This window comes from Ferrimonas sp. YIN67, assembly GCF_057219095.1.
The window spans coordinates 212,130-231,521 of sequence record NZ_JBXVVJ010000002.1 but is presented as its reverse complement, the minus strand read 5'-3'; the positions used below and the strand labels follow the sequence as shown (position 1 = coordinate 231,521).

The 19,392-nt window shown below is 58.0% G+C and carries 14 protein-coding genes; 7 read left to right on the top strand and 7 right to left on the bottom strand.

The features are described from left to right. The first annotated feature begins 20 nt into the window (after positions 1-20). Positions 21-1,388: an adenylosuccinate lyase gene (gene purB / locus AC2D8U_RS04705; protein ID WP_484617897.1), complete on the top strand. Its 1,368-nt coding sequence runs from the start codon at positions 21-23 to the stop codon at positions 1,386-1,388. A 101-nt stretch (positions 1,389-1,489) separates the two neighbouring features. Beyond that, positions 1,490-2,620 (top strand): ribosomal protein uL16 3-hydroxylase, encoded by a 1,131-nt coding sequence (locus tag AC2D8U_RS04700; RefSeq protein WP_484617896.1) that lies wholly within the window; start codon positions 1,490-1,492, stop codon positions 2,618-2,620. Between the two features lie 70 nt (positions 2,621-2,690). Here AC2D8U_RS04700 and AC2D8U_RS04695 read toward each other — a convergent pair whose 3' ends face one another. After that, positions 2,691-5,291, bottom strand: coding sequence for a COG1361 family protein (locus AC2D8U_RS04695; protein ID WP_484617895.1), 2,601 nt, complete (start codon positions 5,289-5,291; stop codon positions 2,691-2,693). Positions 5,292-5,847: 556 nt separating this feature from the next. Continuing rightward, entirely contained in the window at positions 5,848-6,264 is a 417-nt protein-coding gene (locus AC2D8U_RS04690) for a DUF4826 family protein (protein WP_484617894.1), read from the bottom strand. 201 nt (positions 6,265-6,465) lie between these two features. Here AC2D8U_RS04690 and AC2D8U_RS04685 point away from each other — a divergent pair, with 201 nt between their 5' ends. The 5 genes from AC2D8U_RS04685 (at position 6,466) to AC2D8U_RS04665 (ending at position 11,813) form a co-directional block, all read left to right on the top strand. After that, positions 6,466-7,497 (top strand): Glu/Leu/Phe/Val dehydrogenase dimerization domain-containing protein, encoded by a 1,032-nt coding sequence (locus tag AC2D8U_RS04685; protein WP_484617893.1) that lies wholly within the window; start codon positions 6,466-6,468, stop codon positions 7,495-7,497. A gap of 253 nt (positions 7,498-7,750) precedes the next feature. Then, positions 7,751-9,919, top strand: a complete 2,169-nt coding sequence (locus AC2D8U_RS04680; protein WP_484617892.1) for a right-handed parallel beta-helix repeat-containing protein — start codon at positions 7,751-7,753, stop codon at positions 9,917-9,919. 143 nt (positions 9,920-10,062) lie between these two features. Next, positions 10,063-10,671 (top strand): type III secretion system chaperone family protein, encoded by a 609-nt coding sequence (locus tag AC2D8U_RS04675; protein WP_484617891.1) that lies wholly within the window; start codon positions 10,063-10,065, stop codon positions 10,669-10,671. 402 nt (positions 10,672-11,073) lie between these two features. After that, positions 11,074-11,487: a lactoylglutathione lyase gene (gene gloA, locus AC2D8U_RS04670; RefSeq protein WP_484617890.1), complete on the top strand. Its 414-nt coding sequence runs from the start codon at positions 11,074-11,076 to the stop codon at positions 11,485-11,487. Positions 11,488-11,489: 2 nt separating this feature from the next. Continuing rightward, on the top strand, positions 11,490-11,813 hold the full coding sequence (locus AC2D8U_RS04665; RefSeq protein WP_484617889.1) for a DUF1294 domain-containing protein: 324 nt from the start codon (positions 11,490-11,492) through the stop codon (positions 11,811-11,813). A 386-nt stretch (positions 11,814-12,199) separates the two neighbouring features. Here the strand turns inward: AC2D8U_RS04665 and AC2D8U_RS04660 are convergent, their stop codons facing one another. The 5 genes from AC2D8U_RS04660 to AC2D8U_RS04640 form a co-directional block, all read right to left on the bottom strand. Further along, entirely contained in the window at positions 12,200-12,679 is a 480-nt protein-coding gene (locus AC2D8U_RS04660) for a hypothetical protein (RefSeq protein ID WP_484617888.1), read from the bottom strand. A gap of 125 nt (positions 12,680-12,804) precedes the next feature. Continuing rightward, the gene (ruvB, locus tag AC2D8U_RS04655) at positions 12,805-13,812 is read right to left on the bottom strand and encodes a Holliday junction branch migration DNA helicase RuvB (RefSeq protein WP_484617887.1); all 1,008 of its coding nucleotides are present in this window, start codon (positions 13,810-13,812) and stop codon (positions 12,805-12,807) included. Between the two features lie 12 nt (positions 13,813-13,824). Continuing rightward, on the bottom strand, positions 13,825-14,442 hold the full coding sequence (gene ruvA / locus AC2D8U_RS04650; RefSeq protein ID WP_484617886.1) for a Holliday junction branch migration protein RuvA: 618 nt from the start codon (positions 14,440-14,442) through the stop codon (positions 13,825-13,827). A gap of 241 nt (positions 14,443-14,683) precedes the next feature. Then, positions 14,684-15,880 carry a DEAD/DEAH box helicase gene (locus AC2D8U_RS04645; protein ID WP_484617885.1) on the bottom strand — a complete coding sequence of 399 codons (1,197 nt, stop codon included), beginning with the start codon at positions 15,878-15,880 and terminating at the stop codon, positions 14,684-14,686. 238 nt (positions 15,881-16,118) lie between these two features. Further along, positions 16,119-19,145: a glycoside hydrolase family 2 protein gene (locus tag AC2D8U_RS04640; RefSeq protein ID WP_484617884.1), complete on the bottom strand. Its 3,027-nt coding sequence runs from the start codon at positions 19,143-19,145 to the stop codon at positions 16,119-16,121. Between the last annotated feature and the right edge of the window lie 247 nt (positions 19,146-19,392).

Sequence of the window (19,392 nt, the reverse complement as noted above, 5' to 3'; positions counted from 1 at the left end):
CCATTTCTCAAGGAGTCATCATGGAACTTTCCGCCCTGACCGCCATCTCCCCGGTAGATGGTCGCTACGGCAGCCGCACCGTTGAACTGCGCAGTATCTTCAGCGAATTCGGCCTGGTTAAATACCGCGTTCAGGTAGAAATTTCCTGGCTGAAACTGCTGGCCACCTGCCCGGAGATCGCCGAAGTACCTTGCTTCAGCGAAGCCGCCATGGCCCATCTTGATGCCATCAACGACAACTTCTGCGAGGCCGATGCGGCCCGTGTGAAGGAGATCGAGCGCACCACCAACCACGACGTGAAAGCGGTTGAGTACTTCCTCAAGGAGCGCATCGCCGATAACGCCGAGCTGGCGGCCGTAGGTGAATTCGTTCACTTCGCCTGTACCTCCGAGGACATCAACAACCTGTCCCACGCCCTGATGCTGCACAACGCCCGTGAGCAGGTGATCCTGCCTCAGCTGAACCAGCTGGTGGACGCCATGTTCGAACTGGCCAAGCGCTACGCCCGCATCCCTATGATGGCCCGTACCCACGGTCAGCCTGCCTCCCCCACCACCATGGGCAAGGAGATGGCCAACGTGGCCATTCGTCTGCAACGTCAGGTGAAGCAGATCAGCGAAGTTCAGCTGCTGGGTAAGATCAACGGCGCCGTGGGTAACTACAACGCCCACCTGTCCGCCTACCCGAACGTCGACTGGCATCAGCTGTCCGAGCGCTTCGTCACCAGCTTAGGGTTGACCTGGAACCCCTGGACCACCCAGATCGAGCCCCACGACTACATCGCCGAGCTGTTCGACGCCATGGCCCGCTTCAACACCATCCTGATCGACTTCGATCGCGACGTGTGGGGCTACATCGCCCTGGGTCACTTCAAACAGAAAACCATCGCCGGTGAAATTGGCTCCTCCACCATGCCGCACAAGGTGAACCCGATTGACTTCGAAAACTCCGAAGGCAACCTGGGTCTGGCCAACGCCCTGTTCCAGCACCTGGCCGCCAAACTGCCGATCTCCCGCTGGCAGCGCGATCTGACCGACTCCACGGTGATCCGTAACCTGGGTGTTGGTGTGGGCTACTCCATGATCGCCTACCAGGCCACCATGAAGGGGATCTCCAAGCTGGAAGTGAACGAGCAGTCTCTGCTGGACGAGCTGGACAGCAACTGGGAGTTGCTGGCCGAGCCGATCCAGACCGTGATGCGCCGCTACGGCATCGAAAAGCCCTACGAGAAGCTCAAAGAGCTGACCCGCGGCAAGCGCGTCAACCAGCAGATCATGGCCGACTTTATCGACGGTCTGGAGATGCCAGACAGCGTCAAAGCCGAGCTCAAGCTGCTGACCCCGGCCAACTACATCGGCCGTGCCGTTGAGTTTGTTGAGTCCCTGTAAGACGCTGCCTTGATGCGATAAAACGCCGCCCAGACTGAATCGGTCCGGGCGGCGTTTTTGTATTGACCAACCTCCGCAAGAGAAGGAAAAGGGAAGATCCCATGTCCTACCCACTGCAACTGAATATTGACGAGTTTCTCTCACACTATTGGCAACAAAAGCCCGTACTGCTGCGACAGGCCTTTACCGACTTTGTCGATCCGATCGAGCCGGACGAACTGGCGGGGCTGGCACTGGAGGAGGGGGTGGCCAGCCGCATCGTCATTCGTGATGGCGATAACTGGCGCGGCGAGTCCGGCCCCCGTGAAGAGTATGACAGCCAGGGGACCGAGAACTGGCAGCTGCTGGTGCAGGCCATCAACCACTACCTGCCCGAAGCCCAGGAGTTGGCCCAGGCCTTTCGTTTCCTGCCGGATTGGCGTTTGGATGATGTGATGGCCTCCTTCGCCGTCCCCGGCGGCGGCGTCGGACCCCACATCGACAACTACGACGTGTTCATCATTCAAGGCCGGGGACAGCGCCGCTGGCAGGTGGGCGATCGCGGGATCCATGCTCCCCGCCCCAACAGCCAGGGCATGGCGTTGGTTGAGGATTTTGCCCCCATCATCGACGAAGTGATGAACCCGGGAGATATCCTCTATATCCCCCCGGGATACCCCCACTGCGGCCAGACCCTCACCCCATCCCTCTCCTACTCCGTCGGCTTTCGCGCCCCGAGCCAACAAGAGTTGATCTCCGCCCTGGCCGATACTCTGATGGATCAGGATCTGGGACAGGTCCGCTTTACCAGCGACCGCGAGCCAAACAACCCGGCTCAGATCACGCAGGCAGATCAAAACGGCATGGCCAAGCTGGTCAACACCCTGGTGGCCGACCCCGATCTCTGGCCTCCCCTGCTCGGCACCCTGCTCAGCCAGAACCGGTTCGAACTGGCACTCTGGCCACCGGAAACAGCACTGACCCTCGACGATCTCCATGATGCCCTCAACAAGGGGGCAGCCCTGCAGCGGATCGGCGGGCTCAAGGTGCTGCAACTGGAAGGCGACTCGGCCAACCGGCTGTTTATCGATGGTCAGTGTTGGTGCCTACCGGATGCGCTGCGCACCGAGGCAAACCATCTGGCGGAGTGTGATCGGCTCAAAGCGGGAGATCTGGCTCGCCTGCTGGCCGAACCGGCAGCCGCCAACGAGCTGCTGGACTGGATCAACCTGGGTTACTGGTATCTGGATTGAGCCCTGGGCGCCGTGTAAAAGAAACGCCCCGGTATCAAACCGGGGCGTTATTACACGAGCCTAAACCTCCTTATGGAGTGATCTTGAGGATGTTCTGCAGGGTGATGGTGTGCTGCAGCGGCGTTACCGCATTGCCTTCATTATCCTTCGCCACCACTTCCACCTTGGAACTGATATCGCCATTGAAGTCGATGCTGCGCACGAAGTAACAGCTGTAGACATCATCATTGCTGGCTGTGCCATCGGCCGCTGCCAATTCAGGCCCAGGTGCTGAGCCGAAGGTGTCGGTCAGGATACAGGCAGGAGTGCTGCCAGGGGCCAGGTTAAAGTCAGCAGGATCCGCATGGTAGGCGGGCAATGAGATGTTGGCATTGCTTTGCCCCAGGATATGCTGAATGGACTCAATATCCACGGCTTCCGGTGACAGGTTGGTCACAGTGATCTTGAACAGCACCACAGCATGGGTCGCTTCGTGAACCACGGTCGCGGTGGGATCCCGGTTGATGATATCCACCGAGGCGGGGGCTGTAGCCGTGATCTTCGGCCCAGTGGGATCATCCACATCCACACCGGTCACCTTGGCCAGGTTGTCTTCGCTGTCGCCCACATCGCCGATGGGGTTACCGCCACTGTCCAGGCCCACGGTTCGCGTGAGGCTACAGGTAAAGGTCTCATCTTTCGCCAATTCGACCGGATTGCCACTGTTGGCGTTAAGCAGAGTCTTGCCTCCCGTATCCTTACAGTCATTGGTGATATTGGCGATGGACAAGACTGTGCCATCCACCAGGGTGATGGTGTCCTCCAGCTTCTCCAGTCGAGCCGTATCAGCGAAGGTAGTGATGTTTTTGATCACGAAGGTGTAGGTAACGCTGCCTGACGGTTCCATGACCGAACCCGGCGAGGGTGTCTTGGTCAGCTGCAGGGTTGGCGGCGTGTTGGTGACGGTCACCAGGGCCGGATCACTGGCCTCAGCAGTCCCGCCTTCGTCGTCGGAGACCTTCACCACAGCCTTGTTGTGTTCAACATCGCCGTCATTACCGGCGGCACCGTCGACAAACAGGCTGAAGGAGCAGGTCTTGACGTCGCCGGGTGCCATGGTCACGCCGGACAGATCATCACAGGTATTGCTGCTGTCGGTCCAGGTCAGCAGGTTATAGTCACCGCTGCCGTTACAGCTCACCGTACCCACCATGCCACTGGTAGAGATGTAGTCCTCCAGGCAATCCAGGGTGACCGTATCGGAGTCGCTGGGGTTGGTGATGGTCAGATCGTACTTCACCACCGCACCGGGCTCTGGCACGGTCGTTGGGGTTACCACCTTATCGATCTCAATCTTCGGTGGAACATCGATCACTGCGGTCAGTGCGGTATCACTGCCGGAGGTCGACTCATTGGTTTCCGAGGTCCCTACAACCGTGATGCGATCATAGAAAGTTCCCAGATCGGACCCACTGCGCTCGCCCCCGATAAAGCGGGTAAAGCTACAGCGAACGAAGTTTGGCGTGGCCAGTTCGTTATCGTCCACCTGGGCGCGCAGCAGATCACTGCTGGGATCCCAGACAACGCCCGTGGTCGTTGGGGTCGCCGTCAGTGTCTCCGGATACTCCAGACAGGCCAGATCGGCCACGTCGGTAAAGAGATCCAGGCTGCTATCCGGGGTATCATAATCCCCATCCACAGGTGCCGACCCGCCTGTCCAGTAGTTCAACAGATCATCGGTCAAGCTGTCCAAGGTGATGTCATTGCCAAACAGAGAGGGGTTGGCAAAATCAAAGGTCACGGTCGCAGTAAAGCCCGGCTCCTTACCCGAGGCGGGGCTGATGTTTTTCACCACGGTCAGGGGCGGAGTGGGTACCTTGATCGGTACGGAGAAGTCATCATCACAGTTACACTTGGAGGGCGAGCCTGGATAGGCATCTTCGGGATTGTCACAGTACTCGTCGGCCCCCGGCTGACGCCAGCTCAGACAGACCGGCAGATCCAGATCGCCATCCTTGTTTTTGTCGACACACTTGGTGGTAACGGTAATGGCGAAGAACTGGGGGCTGGTGAAATCATCGATGTCACCACAAAAATCCTGTCCCGAGCCGTCACTGGGGATCACACAGCTATTGTTTTTCCCTGAGCAATCCTTGTCCTCATTACAAACCTGGCTGGTATCCTCGCTGCAATAACCGATCTCGCCATCGAGATCGTTCAAGTAACCGTTGCTGTCACTGAACAGTGGGGCGGTCGAGACCTGACAGGAACCAAATTTGGCGTTGGCCTGGCCGTCGGTGGCAAACCAGACGCCCAGATCGTGTCGCTCCTGGGCACTCAACTCAAATTGAAATACGGCGGAAAAGGTGACGTCCTCACCCGCCGTACACTCATCGACGCCATCATTGGGGTCGGGATCGCCTGCGGTGATCTCGATATCACTGACCGAGGCCACCCGAATATCGTTGGAGGTACAGGTTAATCCACTGATCCCATTTTGACTGGCGACATCCTCCATGCAGGCATTTTGCAGATCCGGCAGGCGTTCACTGCTGGTGGGGGCAAAAGGCGCATTGCCGGAGATCTTCCAATCGTCTGTGGGCAGGGTGGACGTGGCGGAAACCGAAGCGGCAAACACCACCCCGACGGCCGTCGCAATCACCGTCGGACGAATTAGCGTTCGTAAGCGCATATCGAACTCCTAGGGGACACTCTTAGACAGGTTTACCTTCGTGGTTCCAGTGGTACGAAGACATTCACCCAACAAAAGGGAGACCCTGTTTTTCAGCACGATACAGCCGCAACATGCCGTTGTGACCTTCGCATGCCGTTGATCCATAAGCTACACAGGGCAGCTTGTTTAAAAGGAAAGTTGGAGGATTATTCCGGGTAACAGCGCCTGAAAACGCGCGCTGTTACCCTTGCTCGTATGAAAGCGGGTAACCCGACTGGGTAAGAGAAAATCGGCGTGATCCATCATGGCCTCCTGGGCCGGTTCGTCACAATAATTCGGTGGCCAAAGTAGATACGCATCAGGGATCTACGGCCAACAGCCTGGTGAACAAGATCAACCGCTTCAGATCCTAGCCCAGCCTGAACGGGTTTCAAGCCGCTTAGAACAGCACTTTTTTAACTGTCAGAATTACTGAGTGAAATAGTTTCGAATTTTTGATCGCTGTTTCCTGCCTGCGGACAAACCGAAAGAGCCACTCAATTGAGTGGCTCTTTCGGTTTGGACCGAGAGTCCATTATCCGTTGACCGCCATCTCTCCCCAGAGTCGGTCCTCGCGGTGCAGATCGGCCAGGCCATGGGCCTTGCTGATCATCAGCTTCGCCAGCCGATGCTGAGTGTCATCATGGCTGCGAGAGAGGTTCTCCGCCTTGAGTTGCCAGTTCAGGGAGAAGTGGCGCACGACTTCCCGGGCGTCGGTGGCGGCACTTTCCGGGATCAGATCCGTGGGCAGATCGCCGCTGATCACCCAGAAGCGACGCTTGCCCGGCCCGCTCTCCTCCAGTTTCCATATGGCGAGAAAAGGGGGCAAGATCCGGCTCTCATTCTCCAGTACTTTTCCCGGTAACACGCCCTTCTCCGCCAGGAAGCGATTGGCTTTTTGAAACTGCTCCCGAACCCAGGCCTGCTCTTGTTGTGGTGTGACTCTATCCATGGCCTTTTCCTTCTTCGGCTTACCGCGTTCCACTGCGGCCACTCTCCCTAACCACCAAGTTAATGTCAAGCAAGCTTGCCAGGTCAGTCAGCAGCGCTTGAGAGTGGACACTGGGTCGTGACCGGTCTCATTGATAAGGTGCGTGCATACTCATAAGCACAGCGTTAGACGCATAGGCTTCACGATAAGGGAGACACTCAGGTGGCGATCTTTTCTCACCCCTCTTTCGATCAGCACGAACAGGTGCTCTTTGTCCACGACAAGGCCTCGGGCCTCAAGGCGATCATTGCCATCCATGACACCAGCTTGGGGCCCGCCGTTGGCGGGTGCCGCATGTGGCCCTATGACAGCGAGGATGAAGCGCTGACCGATGTGCTGCGCCTCTCCCGTGGCATGACCTACAAGAATGCCCTGGCCGGGCTGGCCTTTGGCGGCGGCAAATCCGTGATCATTGGCGATCCGAACTCGGACAAGTCCGAAGCCCTGTTTCGTGCCTTTGGCCGGGCCGTCCACGCCCTCGGAGGACGCTATTACTCGGCAGAGGACGTGGGGATCGACACCGCCGACATCATGATCGCCCATCAGGAAACCCCCTATATGGCGGGACTTGAGGGTAAGAGTGGCGATCCCTCCCCCTTCACCGCACTGGGTACCTTTGTGGGGATCAAAGCCGCGGTGAAACACCGGCTGAACAAAACATCACTAGAGGGGCTTAAAGTTGCCGTACAGGGCCTGGGACATGTGGGTTTCGCCCTGTGTGAACATCTTCACCGGGTCGGCGCCGAGCTGGTGGTGTGTGATCTCAGTGTCAAACAGCTCGACCGGGCGGCGACCGAATTGGGGGCCGAGATCGTCGGCTTGAATGAGATCTATCGACAAGCGGTGGACGTGTATGCCCCCTGCGCCCTGGGCGCCACCCTCAATGACGACACCATTCCCCAGTTGAAAGCGAGCATCGTCGCCGGCTGTGCCAATAATCAATTGGCCGATCCTCACCATGGGCTAATGTTGCGCGATCTCGGGATCCTCTACGCCCCGGACTATGTGATCAACGCCGGCGGGATCATCAATGTCTCCTTCGAACGTGACTACAATGCCGATGCCTCAAAGGGCAAAATTCACAAGATCTACGACACCCTGCTTAGGATCTTTGAACAGGCCGAATTGACGGGAAATACCACAGAGCAGGTGGCCGATGAGATGGCCCGAACCATTATTTTGGCCCGGCGTTGAACCCGAGACAGGGCTCTGGCCGCCGCTCTCCCCGAGCCGAAGTTCGAACCCTGGGCCCGACCGCCCCATCCCAGGATGCCCTCGCCAGGCATGATCGCCCTCCTTCCTATCCTGGCTATGTCAGCGGTTCAAAAAAACACCTCAGACAAAAATGTAACCTAAGCCACAGTTACTGAGTGATTTTTAGTGTTATCTTGTATTTTCAACTGCTTAACAATACCAATTTCAAAACAATAAGGAGAAAAAGGCTTCCATGAAAGGATCGATAACAGCCGTGGTATTTGGGGTATCGCTGGGCTTTGCCGGCATCACCCATTCCGCCGAGCTTTACCTGTCGCCCCAGGGAGATGATAGGGCCAAAGGTAGCGAGAAGGCCCCACTTGCCACCCTGGCCGAGGCCCAAAGGCGTGTTCAGCGTCTGTTAAACAAGGGCGAAGATGAGATCCGGGTTCATCTCGCTTCGGGTCGATACCGGCTTGAGGCCCCCCTGGAGTTCGGGCCCAAGGATGCGGGCACTGGCTCGCAGAAGGTGATCTATCAAGGTCCTGAGAACGGGTTCGCCGAGCTCAGCGGTGGCTTGGCGCTTTCCGGCTGGCAGCCTGTCGCAGGGTCGCCGCTGTGGCAACTGCCCCTTCCCCAGGAGGCCGTTGCCGACGACTGGCAACTGCATGCCCTGTGGATAGACGGGCAACGGCAAACCTTGGCGCGCTGGCCCAATGCCGACGCCGATCAGCCAATCTACAATGTGCTTGCCAATGATGTCGCCAAAGACTGGAGCCGATACGCCATCACCATCGAAAACGGCGAGGGCCTGGCCAATGTCGCGGATCTCAACCAGGTCCGCCTGCGGGGCTACAAGGTCTGGGCCAGTACCCACAAGCTGATCGAGTCCTATGATCCGGACAGCCGGGAGCTGGTACTCAAGCCGCCCCATGCGCCAGCCCCCTCGTTTAACCGGCTGCGCGCCCACAGCGCCTACTATTTCGAAAACGATCCCAGCTTCCTGGATCAGCCCGGCGAATGGTTTTACGACCGTAACTCCCAGATCCTCACCTACTGGCCCCACGCCGACATGGATCTGCGCCAAAGCGATACGGTGATCCCTCGTCTAAACACCTTGGTGCGGATCCAGGGCACGCCGGAACAACCGGTCGAGAACCTGCATTTTAGAAACATTCGCTTTTCTCACACGGATTTCCAGTACCCGGAGCACGGCTTCGAGGGCGGCCAGTCGGCGGTCAGCTACGAGCTGACGACTGAGATAAAGAGTAAGCTCAGAGCCGAACTCGACACCGCAGTGGATCTGCAATACACCAACAACGTCAGTTTCGAAGCCACCGAGTTTAGGAACCTGGCCACCAATGGCCTGACTTTCGGCATAGGTGCCCGGCACAGTTCGGTTGAAGGCTCCGAATTTACCGATATCGGTGCCAATAACATCCAGGTTGGTCTCAACAACCCCAATCCGGATCAGCCCGAGCATATCCGTATCGCCAACAACTACATCCATGACTCCACCATCACCTTCTGGAGCGGGATCGGGATCTCCGGCAAATACGCCAACGACATCGACATCACCCACAACACCCTGCGCAACCTGGCCTACAACGGGATCAGCATAGGTTGGCGTTGGGATGACACACCCACGGGTACCGAGCGCTACCGGGTGACCCACAACCATATCTCCCATATGGTGCAGCAGGTCAATGACGGCGGTGGTCTCTACACCCTGGGCTACCAGCCCGGCACCCTGATCTTCGAAAACGTGATCCACGATATCCATCGCGGGATCACCCATCATGGCGTTGCGAACCGGGGCGTGTTCTTCGATGAGGGCAGCAAAGGCTACTACGTACAGGACAATATCCTGTTCGATACCCTCAATGACTATGTCTACAACAAGAGCCGTAAGGATTACATGATCTGGGGCGAGGGTAACCTGCATGGCTTGAGTCGGGACGATCTCACCGGCCACGAGCCTGCCCTGAAAAGCGCCGGCCTGGAGCCACAGTGGGCCAAACGTCTGCTCCCCGACCACCTGCAACCGGAAAAGGTGTTGCCCCAACCAAAGGCCGACATCAAGCTTTACACCGACGAAGAAGCCTTGGCGATCCACAAGACCCTGCAATCGATCTGTAAGGCCGATCCCTTCGGTACTTCGCTGCAGATTATGGCCAACCTGGGGCTGGATGAGCAGCGCCTGAGGTTTGCTGGCGATCAGGGCCTGGCCAACACCCTGCAACTGGGCCGCCGCAAGATCAGCAAGTGGCAGCTCTCCGAGAGCTATGACATCTGGTTTGTTCATCGACTGGATGATGATGGTCAGTACGAGATCCGCCACTGCAATGTACTGGGGCAAGCCCGTCCCTGGCCCCATGAGCCGCCCGCATACAACCGCATACGCCTGGCCAACAAGCAGTAACATCGCCTTTGGCTAAACCCGACGCCCGGCATCCAGCCGGGCGTTTGTTTTTCGACTAGGCCATCTCCACACACTGTGAGTAAAAGTCCTCATAGCACTGAGCGTTAGCTCATCACAGACGGTTATTCACGACTTCAGCCTCGATGACACAGAGCAAAAGCTTCCCCGACAAGCACAGCCTAAAGGTGCATTTTGCCGGCATCAGCGGTATCCTATCGGCCGAAGTTCGTCCCATAGAGAGTTTTCCCATGCCTGCCTTGCCGATCCCCGATCACGACACCCTCAAGTCCTGGTTGGAGCACTGCCAGATCGACTACTACCTTTGCGGGTCCTGCCAGGGACTGCACCTGCCTGTGCTGCAGGAAAATACGGGGATCTATGATGCCAAGGTGGAGATCGAAGGTGACTTTGTCTACTTGTCAGCCTCGATCGAGGTACGGCCCAGTGGATTGATGACGGCCTTCGCCCAGATGAGCCAACTCAACAGCCACTACCCGACCCTGAAGATCTTTATCGAGATGGTGGACGACACCCTGCCTCGGATCCTGCTGTGTCATAACCTGGCCCTGGCGCCCGGGATCAGCCCAGAGCAGTTCGAGTACTTTGTTCAGGACTGCATCGACCAAATGGCCCAGGCAGCCAAGGAGATCGAAGAGCTGGGCGTGGTGTACACCTCAGAGGATGGCGTAGAGCCGGAGTCCGAGGGAGAGGCGGCTAACAAGGGGCCGCTTTCCCCTATCATCATGCATTAAAAAACGCCGGCAATTGCCGGCGTTGCTTTTGCTGGAAACCAGCTTAGCCAAAGATCATGGCGGCCATGGCCACGATACCGCTCAGGATGGCCGCAGCCGATACCAGAGCGAATTTTACGTCAGTATTCACTGCGTAACTCTCCTTAGTGTTATTGGTATTTCCCCCCGAGACCAGAGTAAGGAAATTAAGCACAGAGTGGGGTTCGGCAAGTCAGCAACGTGATTGGGATCACAACGGTATTTCCGCCCCCCTTTATCGATGGAAGCGATTAAGACTAACCTGATGTTTATGAATGTGATTTCTCTCTAATAAGCCATTTTCGCGCGCTCTGCCACAGCCAGTATCCGCACACTCTGATAGGCTCTAAGTCATCATCAACGTCTTAACCCAAGGAGTCTGCCATGCCTCAAGTCCTGCACACCATGCTGCGTGTCGGTGATCTGGATAAGTCCATCACCTTCTATACCGACGTGCTCGGCATGAAGTTGCTGCGTAAATCCGTCAATGAAGAGTACAAATACACCCTGGCCTTCGTCGGCTACGGCGAGGAAAGTGAAGGCCACGCCGTCATTGAGCTGACCTATAACTGGGGGGTTGGCAGCTATGAGCATGGCAATGCCTTTGGCCATATTGCCCTGGGTTTTGAAGATATCTACGCCGCCTGTGAAGCCATCTGCGCGGCTGGCGGCACCATCAGCCGTGAGCCGGGACCTGTGCTGGGGGGCTCGACCCACATCGCCTTTGTGGAAGATCCCGATGGTTACAAAATCGAACTGATCCAGCGCAGCCAGGCCAGCGAAGGCGTAGGCGACTGAGCATGGTCGGCTTTTTACTGGCACTGATCTGGGTGCTGTTGCTGATGCTTCAGGGGCCACTGGGTTGGTTGCCCCTGTATGCCGCGATGAGCATGCTCACCTTGCTGCTGTTTGGTTTGGATAAACGCTTCGCCCTCACCCAGCGCCGCCGGATCCCGGAAAAGACGCTTCACCTGTTTGAACTGTTCGGCGGCTGGCCCGGCGCCTTTATCGCGGCTCGCGTGTTTCGCCACAAGATCCGCAAGCTGTCCTATATGGCGGTGCTATACGGCATCGTCCTGATCCACTTCCTTGGCCTGGCCAGCTGGCACTATCTCGCAAAATAGATAACGCCGTCGATGGACGGCGTGATCTTTACCTCTATCACTGCGGGACCAAAGGATTGCCAAGGCCCGTGGTCACTCGTCTGTTCCACCAGAGCTCCAGGAAAAAAACTTCTTACACAGAACCGGTCTGATCACCACGGCTCCCCTGCGGCCTTGGATCGGTACTATGACGGTCAACAGGGATCCTGAGTCCCCCTTCGACTAACGCGTGCTCCCTGAGCAAGGGCCACACAGCAGCTTTGGCACAAACGATCCCAACTCGATACATAACGGGCTTCGGGCGCATTCAGCCAATTAGTCTCGCAAGCATACCGAGCTGCCCCCGATTAAATTCTCGACCTTGAGATACCTATCACTCGCAATGAAAGTAACACAACAGATTGAAATTAAGCGGACTTACTGGTTTCTCCTGCCACGGGTTTATCAGATAACGCCAGATAAATGCGCCCGATAATTACCTCGGTGATCAGAATCACAAAGATCACGGCAAAAAAAGCCACGATACCGTTTAGGGGTCCGCTGAAGATCACCTTGTCACCGAACAAGAGGTTGATCGCTTCCAACATGACGATCTTAGAACCAACCAAGATCAGGTAGGTTGACACGGCTCGATAGATTTTTGGGGCCGTACCGGGTTTGCTCTTAAAGTGGTCGGCTAATCGGTGCTCCAGGCCGATTGCAGCCTTTAATAACACCTGAAGCAGGATAGCTGCTGCCAGTGATATCGTGAATGAGTCGATACTGACGTAATCCCAATACTCCTCAAACAGGTTCAGCACCGTCAAATCGACCAACACAGCGAGCGTGTACCCGACGAACACCCTCTGTTGGGTATTAAACCCAGACTCCAAAACCGTCTTTGACATCGTCCACCTCCAGATCTCGCAGTGCTCGAGACAGACTTGAACTTAGTCCAGATGCGCTGGATCCACCGTGTATCTTCCCTTAACAAAAGCCCCAGCTCAGGGGCTGGGGCTATTTCGGTCAATCGCTATTCCGGTCGGACAGAACCAAAATGCAGATAGGCCCGATCCGTGGCCATTCGCCCCCTCGGGGTGCGCTGCAAAAAACCCTGCTGGATCAAGTAGGGTTCCAGTACATCCTCAATGGTTTCCCGCTCCTCTCCGATGGCGGCCGCCAGGTTCTCCAGCCCCACAGGGCCACCGGAGAACTTCTCTATGATGGTGGTCAGCATCTTGCGATCCAGGTAGTCGAACCCCTCCTTGTCCACGTCCAGCAGATCCAGCGCCGCCGACGCCACCTCTGCGGTGATCCTGCCATCGAACTTCACCTCGGCAAAATCCCGCACTCGACGCAGCAAGCGGTTGGCGATCCTGGGTGTGCCTCGGCTACGCCGGGCGATCTCCACCGCACCGGCCGGTGCCATCTCCAGTCCCAGCACCTCGGCGCTGCGCTGTACGATACCGGTGAGATCCTTCACATTGTAAAACTCCAGCCGCATCGGAATGCCGAAACGGGCCCGCAGGGGCGAAGTCAGTGCGCCGGCACGGGTGGTTGCACCCACCAGGGTAAAAGGCGGCAGATCCAGCTTGATGGAGCGGGCCGCAGGCCCCTCACCTATCATGATATCCAGTTGATAGTCCTCCATCGCCGGATAGAGCACCTCCTCGACCACTGGGCTCAGCCGATGGATCTCATCGATAAACAGGACGTCATTGGGCTCGAGGTTGGTCAACAGCGCCGCCAGATCCCCCGCCTTCTCCAGGACCGGCCCGGAGGTGGACTTGATGTTAACCCCCATCTCGTTGGCGACGATGTTGGCCAGGGTGGTTTTGCCCAGACCTGGCGGACCGAAGATCAACAGGTGGTCCAGCGCCTCGCCCCGATTGCGGGCGGCCTGAATAAACACCTCTAGCTGCGCTTTGGCCTCGTCCTGCCCAGTGTAATCGGTCAGCATCTTAGGCCGCATGGCGCGATCGATCACCGCCTCTTCCCGGCTCTCCACCGGGGCCGCCACCAAACGATCCGCTTCAATCATGATTTACGCGCCTCACAACATCGCCTTGAGGGCGTCTTTGATCAGTTGCTCCGAGCTGGCACCGGGCGCCGCCACCTTGGCGATCGCCTTGGCCGCCATCGGCGCCTTATAGCCCAGGGCCACCAGGGCAGCGATGGCGTCCTCTTGCGGATCGGCCACGAAGGTCGTTTCCACCTCTGGATTGCCCGCCAGGCGATCCGCATAGGGGGTCAGCAGCGGCGCGGCAAAGTTCTTCAGGCGATCCCGCATCTCCACCACCAGGCGCTCGGCGGTCTTTTTGCCCACGCCCGGGATCTTGGTCAATCCTGCGACGTTTTCCGCCTGCACTGCATCGACAAACTGCTCGGCGGACATGCCCGACAGGATGGCCAGGGCCATCTTGGGGCCGACGCCGTTGGTCTTGATCAACTCTCGAAACAGGGCGCGTTCCTGCTGGCTGGCAAAACCATAGAGCAGCTGCGCGTCTTCACGCACCACAAAGTGGGTCACGATCACTGCCTCGGCGCCGATCTCTGGCAACTGGTAGAAGCTGGACATCGGCATCTGGATCTCATAGCCAACGCCGCCACACTCTATCAGCACTTCCGGTGCGGCCTTCTCGACCAACACTCCCCGCAGGCGTCCAATCACGCACTTTCTCCCCTAGATGGCAGCGGCAGCAAAACCACTGTCGATATTTACAGTATTAAAGCGATCCTAACGGTTTTTACGCCGGGCGTCATCCCATGATCCCAATAAAACACGGCGCTATCCACCGAAGAGACCCAGCCGCCGACAATACTTACCGTGAGATCGCCGGATCAAGGGCCACACCCCATCGCGGGGGCCGACGCTGCTTGTCCCAGCCCACACGAGTCCTCCTTGAACCTGGCTATTTTGCCGTATCAGGCCGTTTGTGCTTAGGCACGTAGTTCAGGATGGAGATGGGCACTGCCTTTCTCGGTTCAAACCCCTCCACCACCCTTCTTGGGATCAGGTGATCCAGCCGGCTCTCGATCATGCACAGATTCTTAAAATCGTCTTTGGAGACCAGGGAGATCGCCTCCCCCTTCGCACCCGCCCGACCGGTACGGCCGATGCGGTGGACGTACTCATCGGCCGGGTACGGCAGATCGTAATTCACCACCCGGGCCAACCCCTCGATATCGATCCCCCGGGCGGCGACACCGGTCGCCACCAGGTAGCGGAACTTGCCAGCCTTGAAGTCCGCCAGGATCTGCTCGCGGACCGCCTGGGTCCGGCCACTGTGGATGCAATCGGCCTCGATCCCGCGTTTCGCCAACTGGCTCACCAGCTTGGCGGCGCCGTGCTTGGTTTCGATAAAGATCAGGGTCTGCTCCCACTGGCCCTCAAGGATCAGGTGACTGAGCAGGGCCGACTTCTTGTCCTTGTCCACGGTCACCAGCCATTGGTCGATCTCCGCCTTGGAGGCGCTGCGTTTGCTGATCACGATCTCATGGGCACGCTCAATCGCCGACTTAGCCAGGGCCCGCACCCTGTTGCCCAGGGTGGCAGAAAACAGCATCGACTGGCGTGCCTGGGGCAGGCGATCGACGATGTCGTTGATCTCGTCGATAAAGCCCATGTCGAGCATGCGGTCCGCTTCATCCAGCACCAGGTATTCCACTTCGTCCAGGTGCAGGGCGCGGCGATGCACCATATCCAGCAAGCGCCCCGGTGTTGCCACCAGCAGATCCACCCCCTCACTCAGGCATTCGCGCTGGGGCCGGATCTCAACGCCACCGTACAGGGCCAGCGAGCTGAGGCTCAGTTCGCTGCCATAGGCGTCGATGCTGCCCTGGATCTGGACCGCGAGCTCCCGGGTCGGTACCAGGATGAGTGCCCGCACCCGCTTCCGGCGGACCGGCTCACGGCCGCTGAGTCGCTCCAGCAGAGGCAGGACGAAACCGGCGGTCTTGCCGGTGCCGGTCTGGGCCGCGGCGATCAGGTTCTTCCCCTGCAGGGCCAAGGGGATCGCCTGCTGCTGAATGGGCGTTGGTTGTCGATAGCCCAATTGAGTCAGGGCACGCAGGATGGGATCGGAGAGTCCAAGGGAGGAGAATGACATTGAGGCGCTCACATGGGGAGTTTGAAGGCGTTGGATCGCCGGCGATGGGAGATTGACCCACCCCGTCGACACAGGCGCTGTTTAATCACAGGATCATACCAGATCCGGGCAGGCGTGGTGAGCTGGCGTGGGCCCAGGGGTCTGTTGCCATCACGCACTGGCCATCACAACGCTTCGGGGAGCAAAAAGCAGGCCGAAGCCTGCTTGGTCTTGCATGGGATCCCGCAATAACGTTGCGCTACGAGTCTTTATCCTCGACCACGAACAGCATCATCATGCGAAAATGCATTTTACGTTGCTTGATCTGTTTAAGCCCCTCGGCGGACACATCCAGGTTGCTGGGGATCAGCACCTCACTGTTCTTCTCGAAGCGGCGCCGATACAGGATGTGATTTTCCATGCCCTGGTTCAGCGAAAAGCTGGCGTCGAGTTTCTCATAGTCATCCACCAACCATTTGGGCGTCGGCAGCTTGTCCACATGGGCCACATAGACCCAGGCATCCTTCTTCACGACAAAGCCCGCCACATCGGCCGCCCAGTAGTTCCAGTCCCTGAAGGGCAAGCGGATCTGCTCGGCTTGAGCGACCAGCGGGTGGATTGTCTTAAAGGGATTGGGGTAATCGCTGTAGGCCGGTTGACCGATCGCCGGCTTCACCAGGTCCGCCCCGGCGCTGGAGGGCCCGGTATAGGTGAGATCCGTAACGATCCCGTCGGGTCTCTCCACCTCAAAGGGCACGTCCTGCGCCGCCAGCACAAGATCGGCTTTCGGCGGTGGCGGTAAGGACACGACCGGTTTCGCTGCCGGAATGGAAGGCATCAGCGTCGTCAACCCGTTACTGATCGCCGCATCAGCGACTGGCACAGTGACGGTGGCCGATGTTAGCCCCTTGGTACGGGCCTTAAGGGTAACCTTGCCGCTCTCCAGGGTTGAGCGTACGGCAACCCGGTTGATGCCGGACTCCAGATCCAGATAGGTATGGTTGATGGTTTTGATCTTGCCGCTGTTATAGCCACCACGCCAGATCCCGGGCCCATCCAGTTCGAACTCCACCTTGCCATCCCACACCAGCACGCGCTCGCCGTGCTTATCCACGGCTTCGACGTCGAACAGGGCGACATCACTGCCGTTGGCGAGGAAGCCATCGGGACCCAGCATGGGCGTGATCCTCAGCGCCACCGCTTCCCCTGTTGAGTGCTTGCTCATCCGTCCCACTTCCTTGCCATCGTTATAGGCAATGGCCAGGACCTCACCCGCTTCGAAGGGCACATCGGTCCAGGAGAAGATCAACGGATGTTGATTGCGGTGCACATCGGTGCCGACAGTGCGTCCCTCACGACCCAAGGACTTCCCATTGACAAAGAGTTCGACCTCCTCGGCATTGGACACCACGTACTGGGTTTTTTCCGTCCCCTTGGGATAGTTCCAGTGGCCCAGCAGATGCAGGTCCGGTTCATCGGCGAAGATCACCCGAGAGGTGTAGTAGGCCTCCTTGGGCAGGCGCACGCCATCCACCTCGCCGGAGGTTCGCGCCACTTCGGTGTCCACGCGACCGCCACTGGTGGAGTCGGAAAAGATCCAGTTGGCACCGCCGGCATGGGCACGGTAACTGACCTTATCCCATTGCCAGACCTGGTTGAGAGCAAACTGCTCGGCGGTCAGATCGTAACTGCCGTTGGCATGCCAGTTTTCATAGCCAGGAGTCTGGCGATCCCAAACCCGGCGGGGACTCTCTTCCCGGTTGTATTCCCCCTCGATGGGCGTCATCCCCTCGCGATAGCCGCCCCCCTCCATGGTAATGGAGACGTTGCTGTACCTGCCGACCACTGTATCGGGTGAGCGGTGACCATAGCCACGACCACCGTGGGGATCAAACTGATTCACCCAACCCGTGAGTTCCTGAACATGGGGCTCGCTCACCTTACGGTTGCCCCCCTCCCAGACAATGATGGAGGGGTGATTGCGGAAATAGATGATGGCATCACGAAAGGCCTGACTACGCACATCCCAAGGATGTCCTTCCACATCCTCTTCGCCATCGACCCCGACCTGAAGCGTCATGATCCCCAGCTGATCGGCAGCGATCTGCGACACTTTTGCCCCGGCGGTGTGACCCCAACGCACCATATTGCCATTGGCCTCTCCCATCAATGACAGGGTGTAATAATGCATCCAATCCGGTTGCGCCGCGCCCAGACCAGGCCACTCATTGGTGGATTTTTGTCCCCAGCCTCTGAGCTTCACATAGCGATCATTGATGAAAAAGCCGGTATAGGGATTAAAGGTCATCCAGCGGACGCCCAGGGGCTCGCGGCCCTCGTCCACGGTCTTGCCATCGAGAAGAACCTGGGTATGCACCTCATAGAGGTGGGGGTAAGCCGGCTCCCACAGTCGTGGCGATGCCAATGTTGCCCGCATGGGGATCACCCGCTTTTCACCCGGTTTCAGGCTGGCGCGCTCGCTCAGAGTCAGGGCGACGCTGCCATCAGCATCCCGCACCGTCGACACGATCTCCACTGCCACTGTCTTAGCACTGGCATTGGCGATCTCCGGCTCCACCCCCACCGTCGCCTGGGACCGTGACGCATCAATCGCGTAGGTATAAGTACCGACGGTCCCTAGGTTGGAATAGATGGGCAGAGTTAAATGCACCGGCTCCTTCACATGCAACTTAACGTTACGGTAGATCCCGCCATGGGCCGGGTGCCAGTGAGGATTGTTCCAGGGCAGTTTTGCGCCCCCTTCATAGACGTGCCATTTCCTGCCCTTGCCCTCTTCATCCTTGACGAAGCGGTTATCCGCCATCACGGCAATGACATTATCCTCGCCCCACTTGAGCTTGTCGGAGAGATCAAAGCCAAACGCCACGAACCCGTTTTCGGAGCCACCGAGTAGTTCGCCATTGAGGTACACTTTGGACAGCTGTCGAACCGCTTCAAACTCGATGAAGACCTGCTTGCCCTGCCACGCCTTAGGCGGGGTGAAATGCTTGCGATACCAGGTCCGTCCCGACCATTGATCCCGCTCGCCAACATGCCCCTGCTGGGACCAATCATCGAAGGTGTCAATATCGTTGAAGGTATGGGGGGCCGAGACGGTGTCCCATCCGGAATCATCCAATGTGGGATCCTGCCCCTGCTCAACATCCTGCTTAATAAACTGCCACGCGGGATTAAAGTTAAGGGTCTGCGCGCTGCTCGTCGCGGCACTTAGGCCGAGTAACAACGCCATGCCCGCAGCAATGAGATCCCTTCTCCAAGCTATCATCCTGATTTGCTCCACAGTTACTTTGGCCGCTCAGCGGAAACGACCTGTCGCTTCAATGAGTCAGCTCTCTGTGCATCCTAATGCCCAGCCAAACTACCCCACAATTCACTCACAGTGTCGCAACAACATCCGTACAGCAACAAGGCCAGTAAAGGTAATGTTTGGTAAACCTTTAGGCGATCGGAGTGCGGCAAGTCAGCACCGAAAGATGGACTGCAGGGTCCCAATGAAAATTAAAAAGCGGGCG

What these genes read in the sequence shown, in the direction of transcription:
- purB (WP_484617897.1), top strand. Translation starts at nt 21, where the DNA reads ATGGAACTTTCCGCCCTGACCGCCATCTCCCCGGTAGATGGTCGCTAC.
- AC2D8U_RS04700 (WP_484617896.1), top strand. Translation starts at nt 1,490, where the DNA reads ATGTCCTACCCACTGCAACTGAATATTGACGAGTTTCTCTCACACTAT.
- AC2D8U_RS04695 (WP_484617895.1), bottom strand. Translation starts at nt 5,291, where the DNA reads ATGCGCTTACGAACGCTAATTCGTCCGACGGTGATTGCGACGGCCGTC.
- AC2D8U_RS04690 (WP_484617894.1), bottom strand. Translation starts at nt 6,264, where the DNA reads ATGGATAGAGTCACACCACAACAAGAGCAGGCCTGGGTTCGGGAGCAG.
- AC2D8U_RS04680 (WP_484617892.1), top strand. Translation starts at nt 7,751, where the DNA reads ATGAAAGGATCGATAACAGCCGTGGTATTTGGGGTATCGCTGGGCTTT.
- AC2D8U_RS04675 (WP_484617891.1), top strand. Translation starts at nt 10,063, where the DNA reads ATGACACAGAGCAAAAGCTTCCCCGACAAGCACAGCCTAAAGGTGCAT.
- gloA (WP_484617890.1), top strand. Translation starts at nt 11,074, where the DNA reads ATGCCTCAAGTCCTGCACACCATGCTGCGTGTCGGTGATCTGGATAAG.
- AC2D8U_RS04665 (WP_484617889.1), top strand. Translation starts at nt 11,490, where the DNA reads ATGGTCGGCTTTTTACTGGCACTGATCTGGGTGCTGTTGCTGATGCTT.
- AC2D8U_RS04660 (WP_484617888.1), bottom strand. Translation starts at nt 12,679, where the DNA reads ATGTCAAAGACGGTTTTGGAGTCTGGGTTTAATACCCAACAGAGGGTG.
- ruvB (WP_484617887.1), bottom strand. Translation starts at nt 13,812, where the DNA reads ATGATTGAAGCGGATCGTTTGGTGGCGGCCCCGGTGGAGAGCCGGGAA.
- AC2D8U_RS04645 (WP_484617885.1), bottom strand. Translation starts at nt 15,880, where the DNA reads ATGTCATTCTCCTCCCTTGGACTCTCCGATCCCATCCTGCGTGCCCTG.
- AC2D8U_RS04640 (WP_484617884.1), bottom strand. Translation starts at nt 19,145, where the DNA reads ATGATAGCTTGGAGAAGGGATCTCATTGCTGCGGGCATGGCGTTGTTA.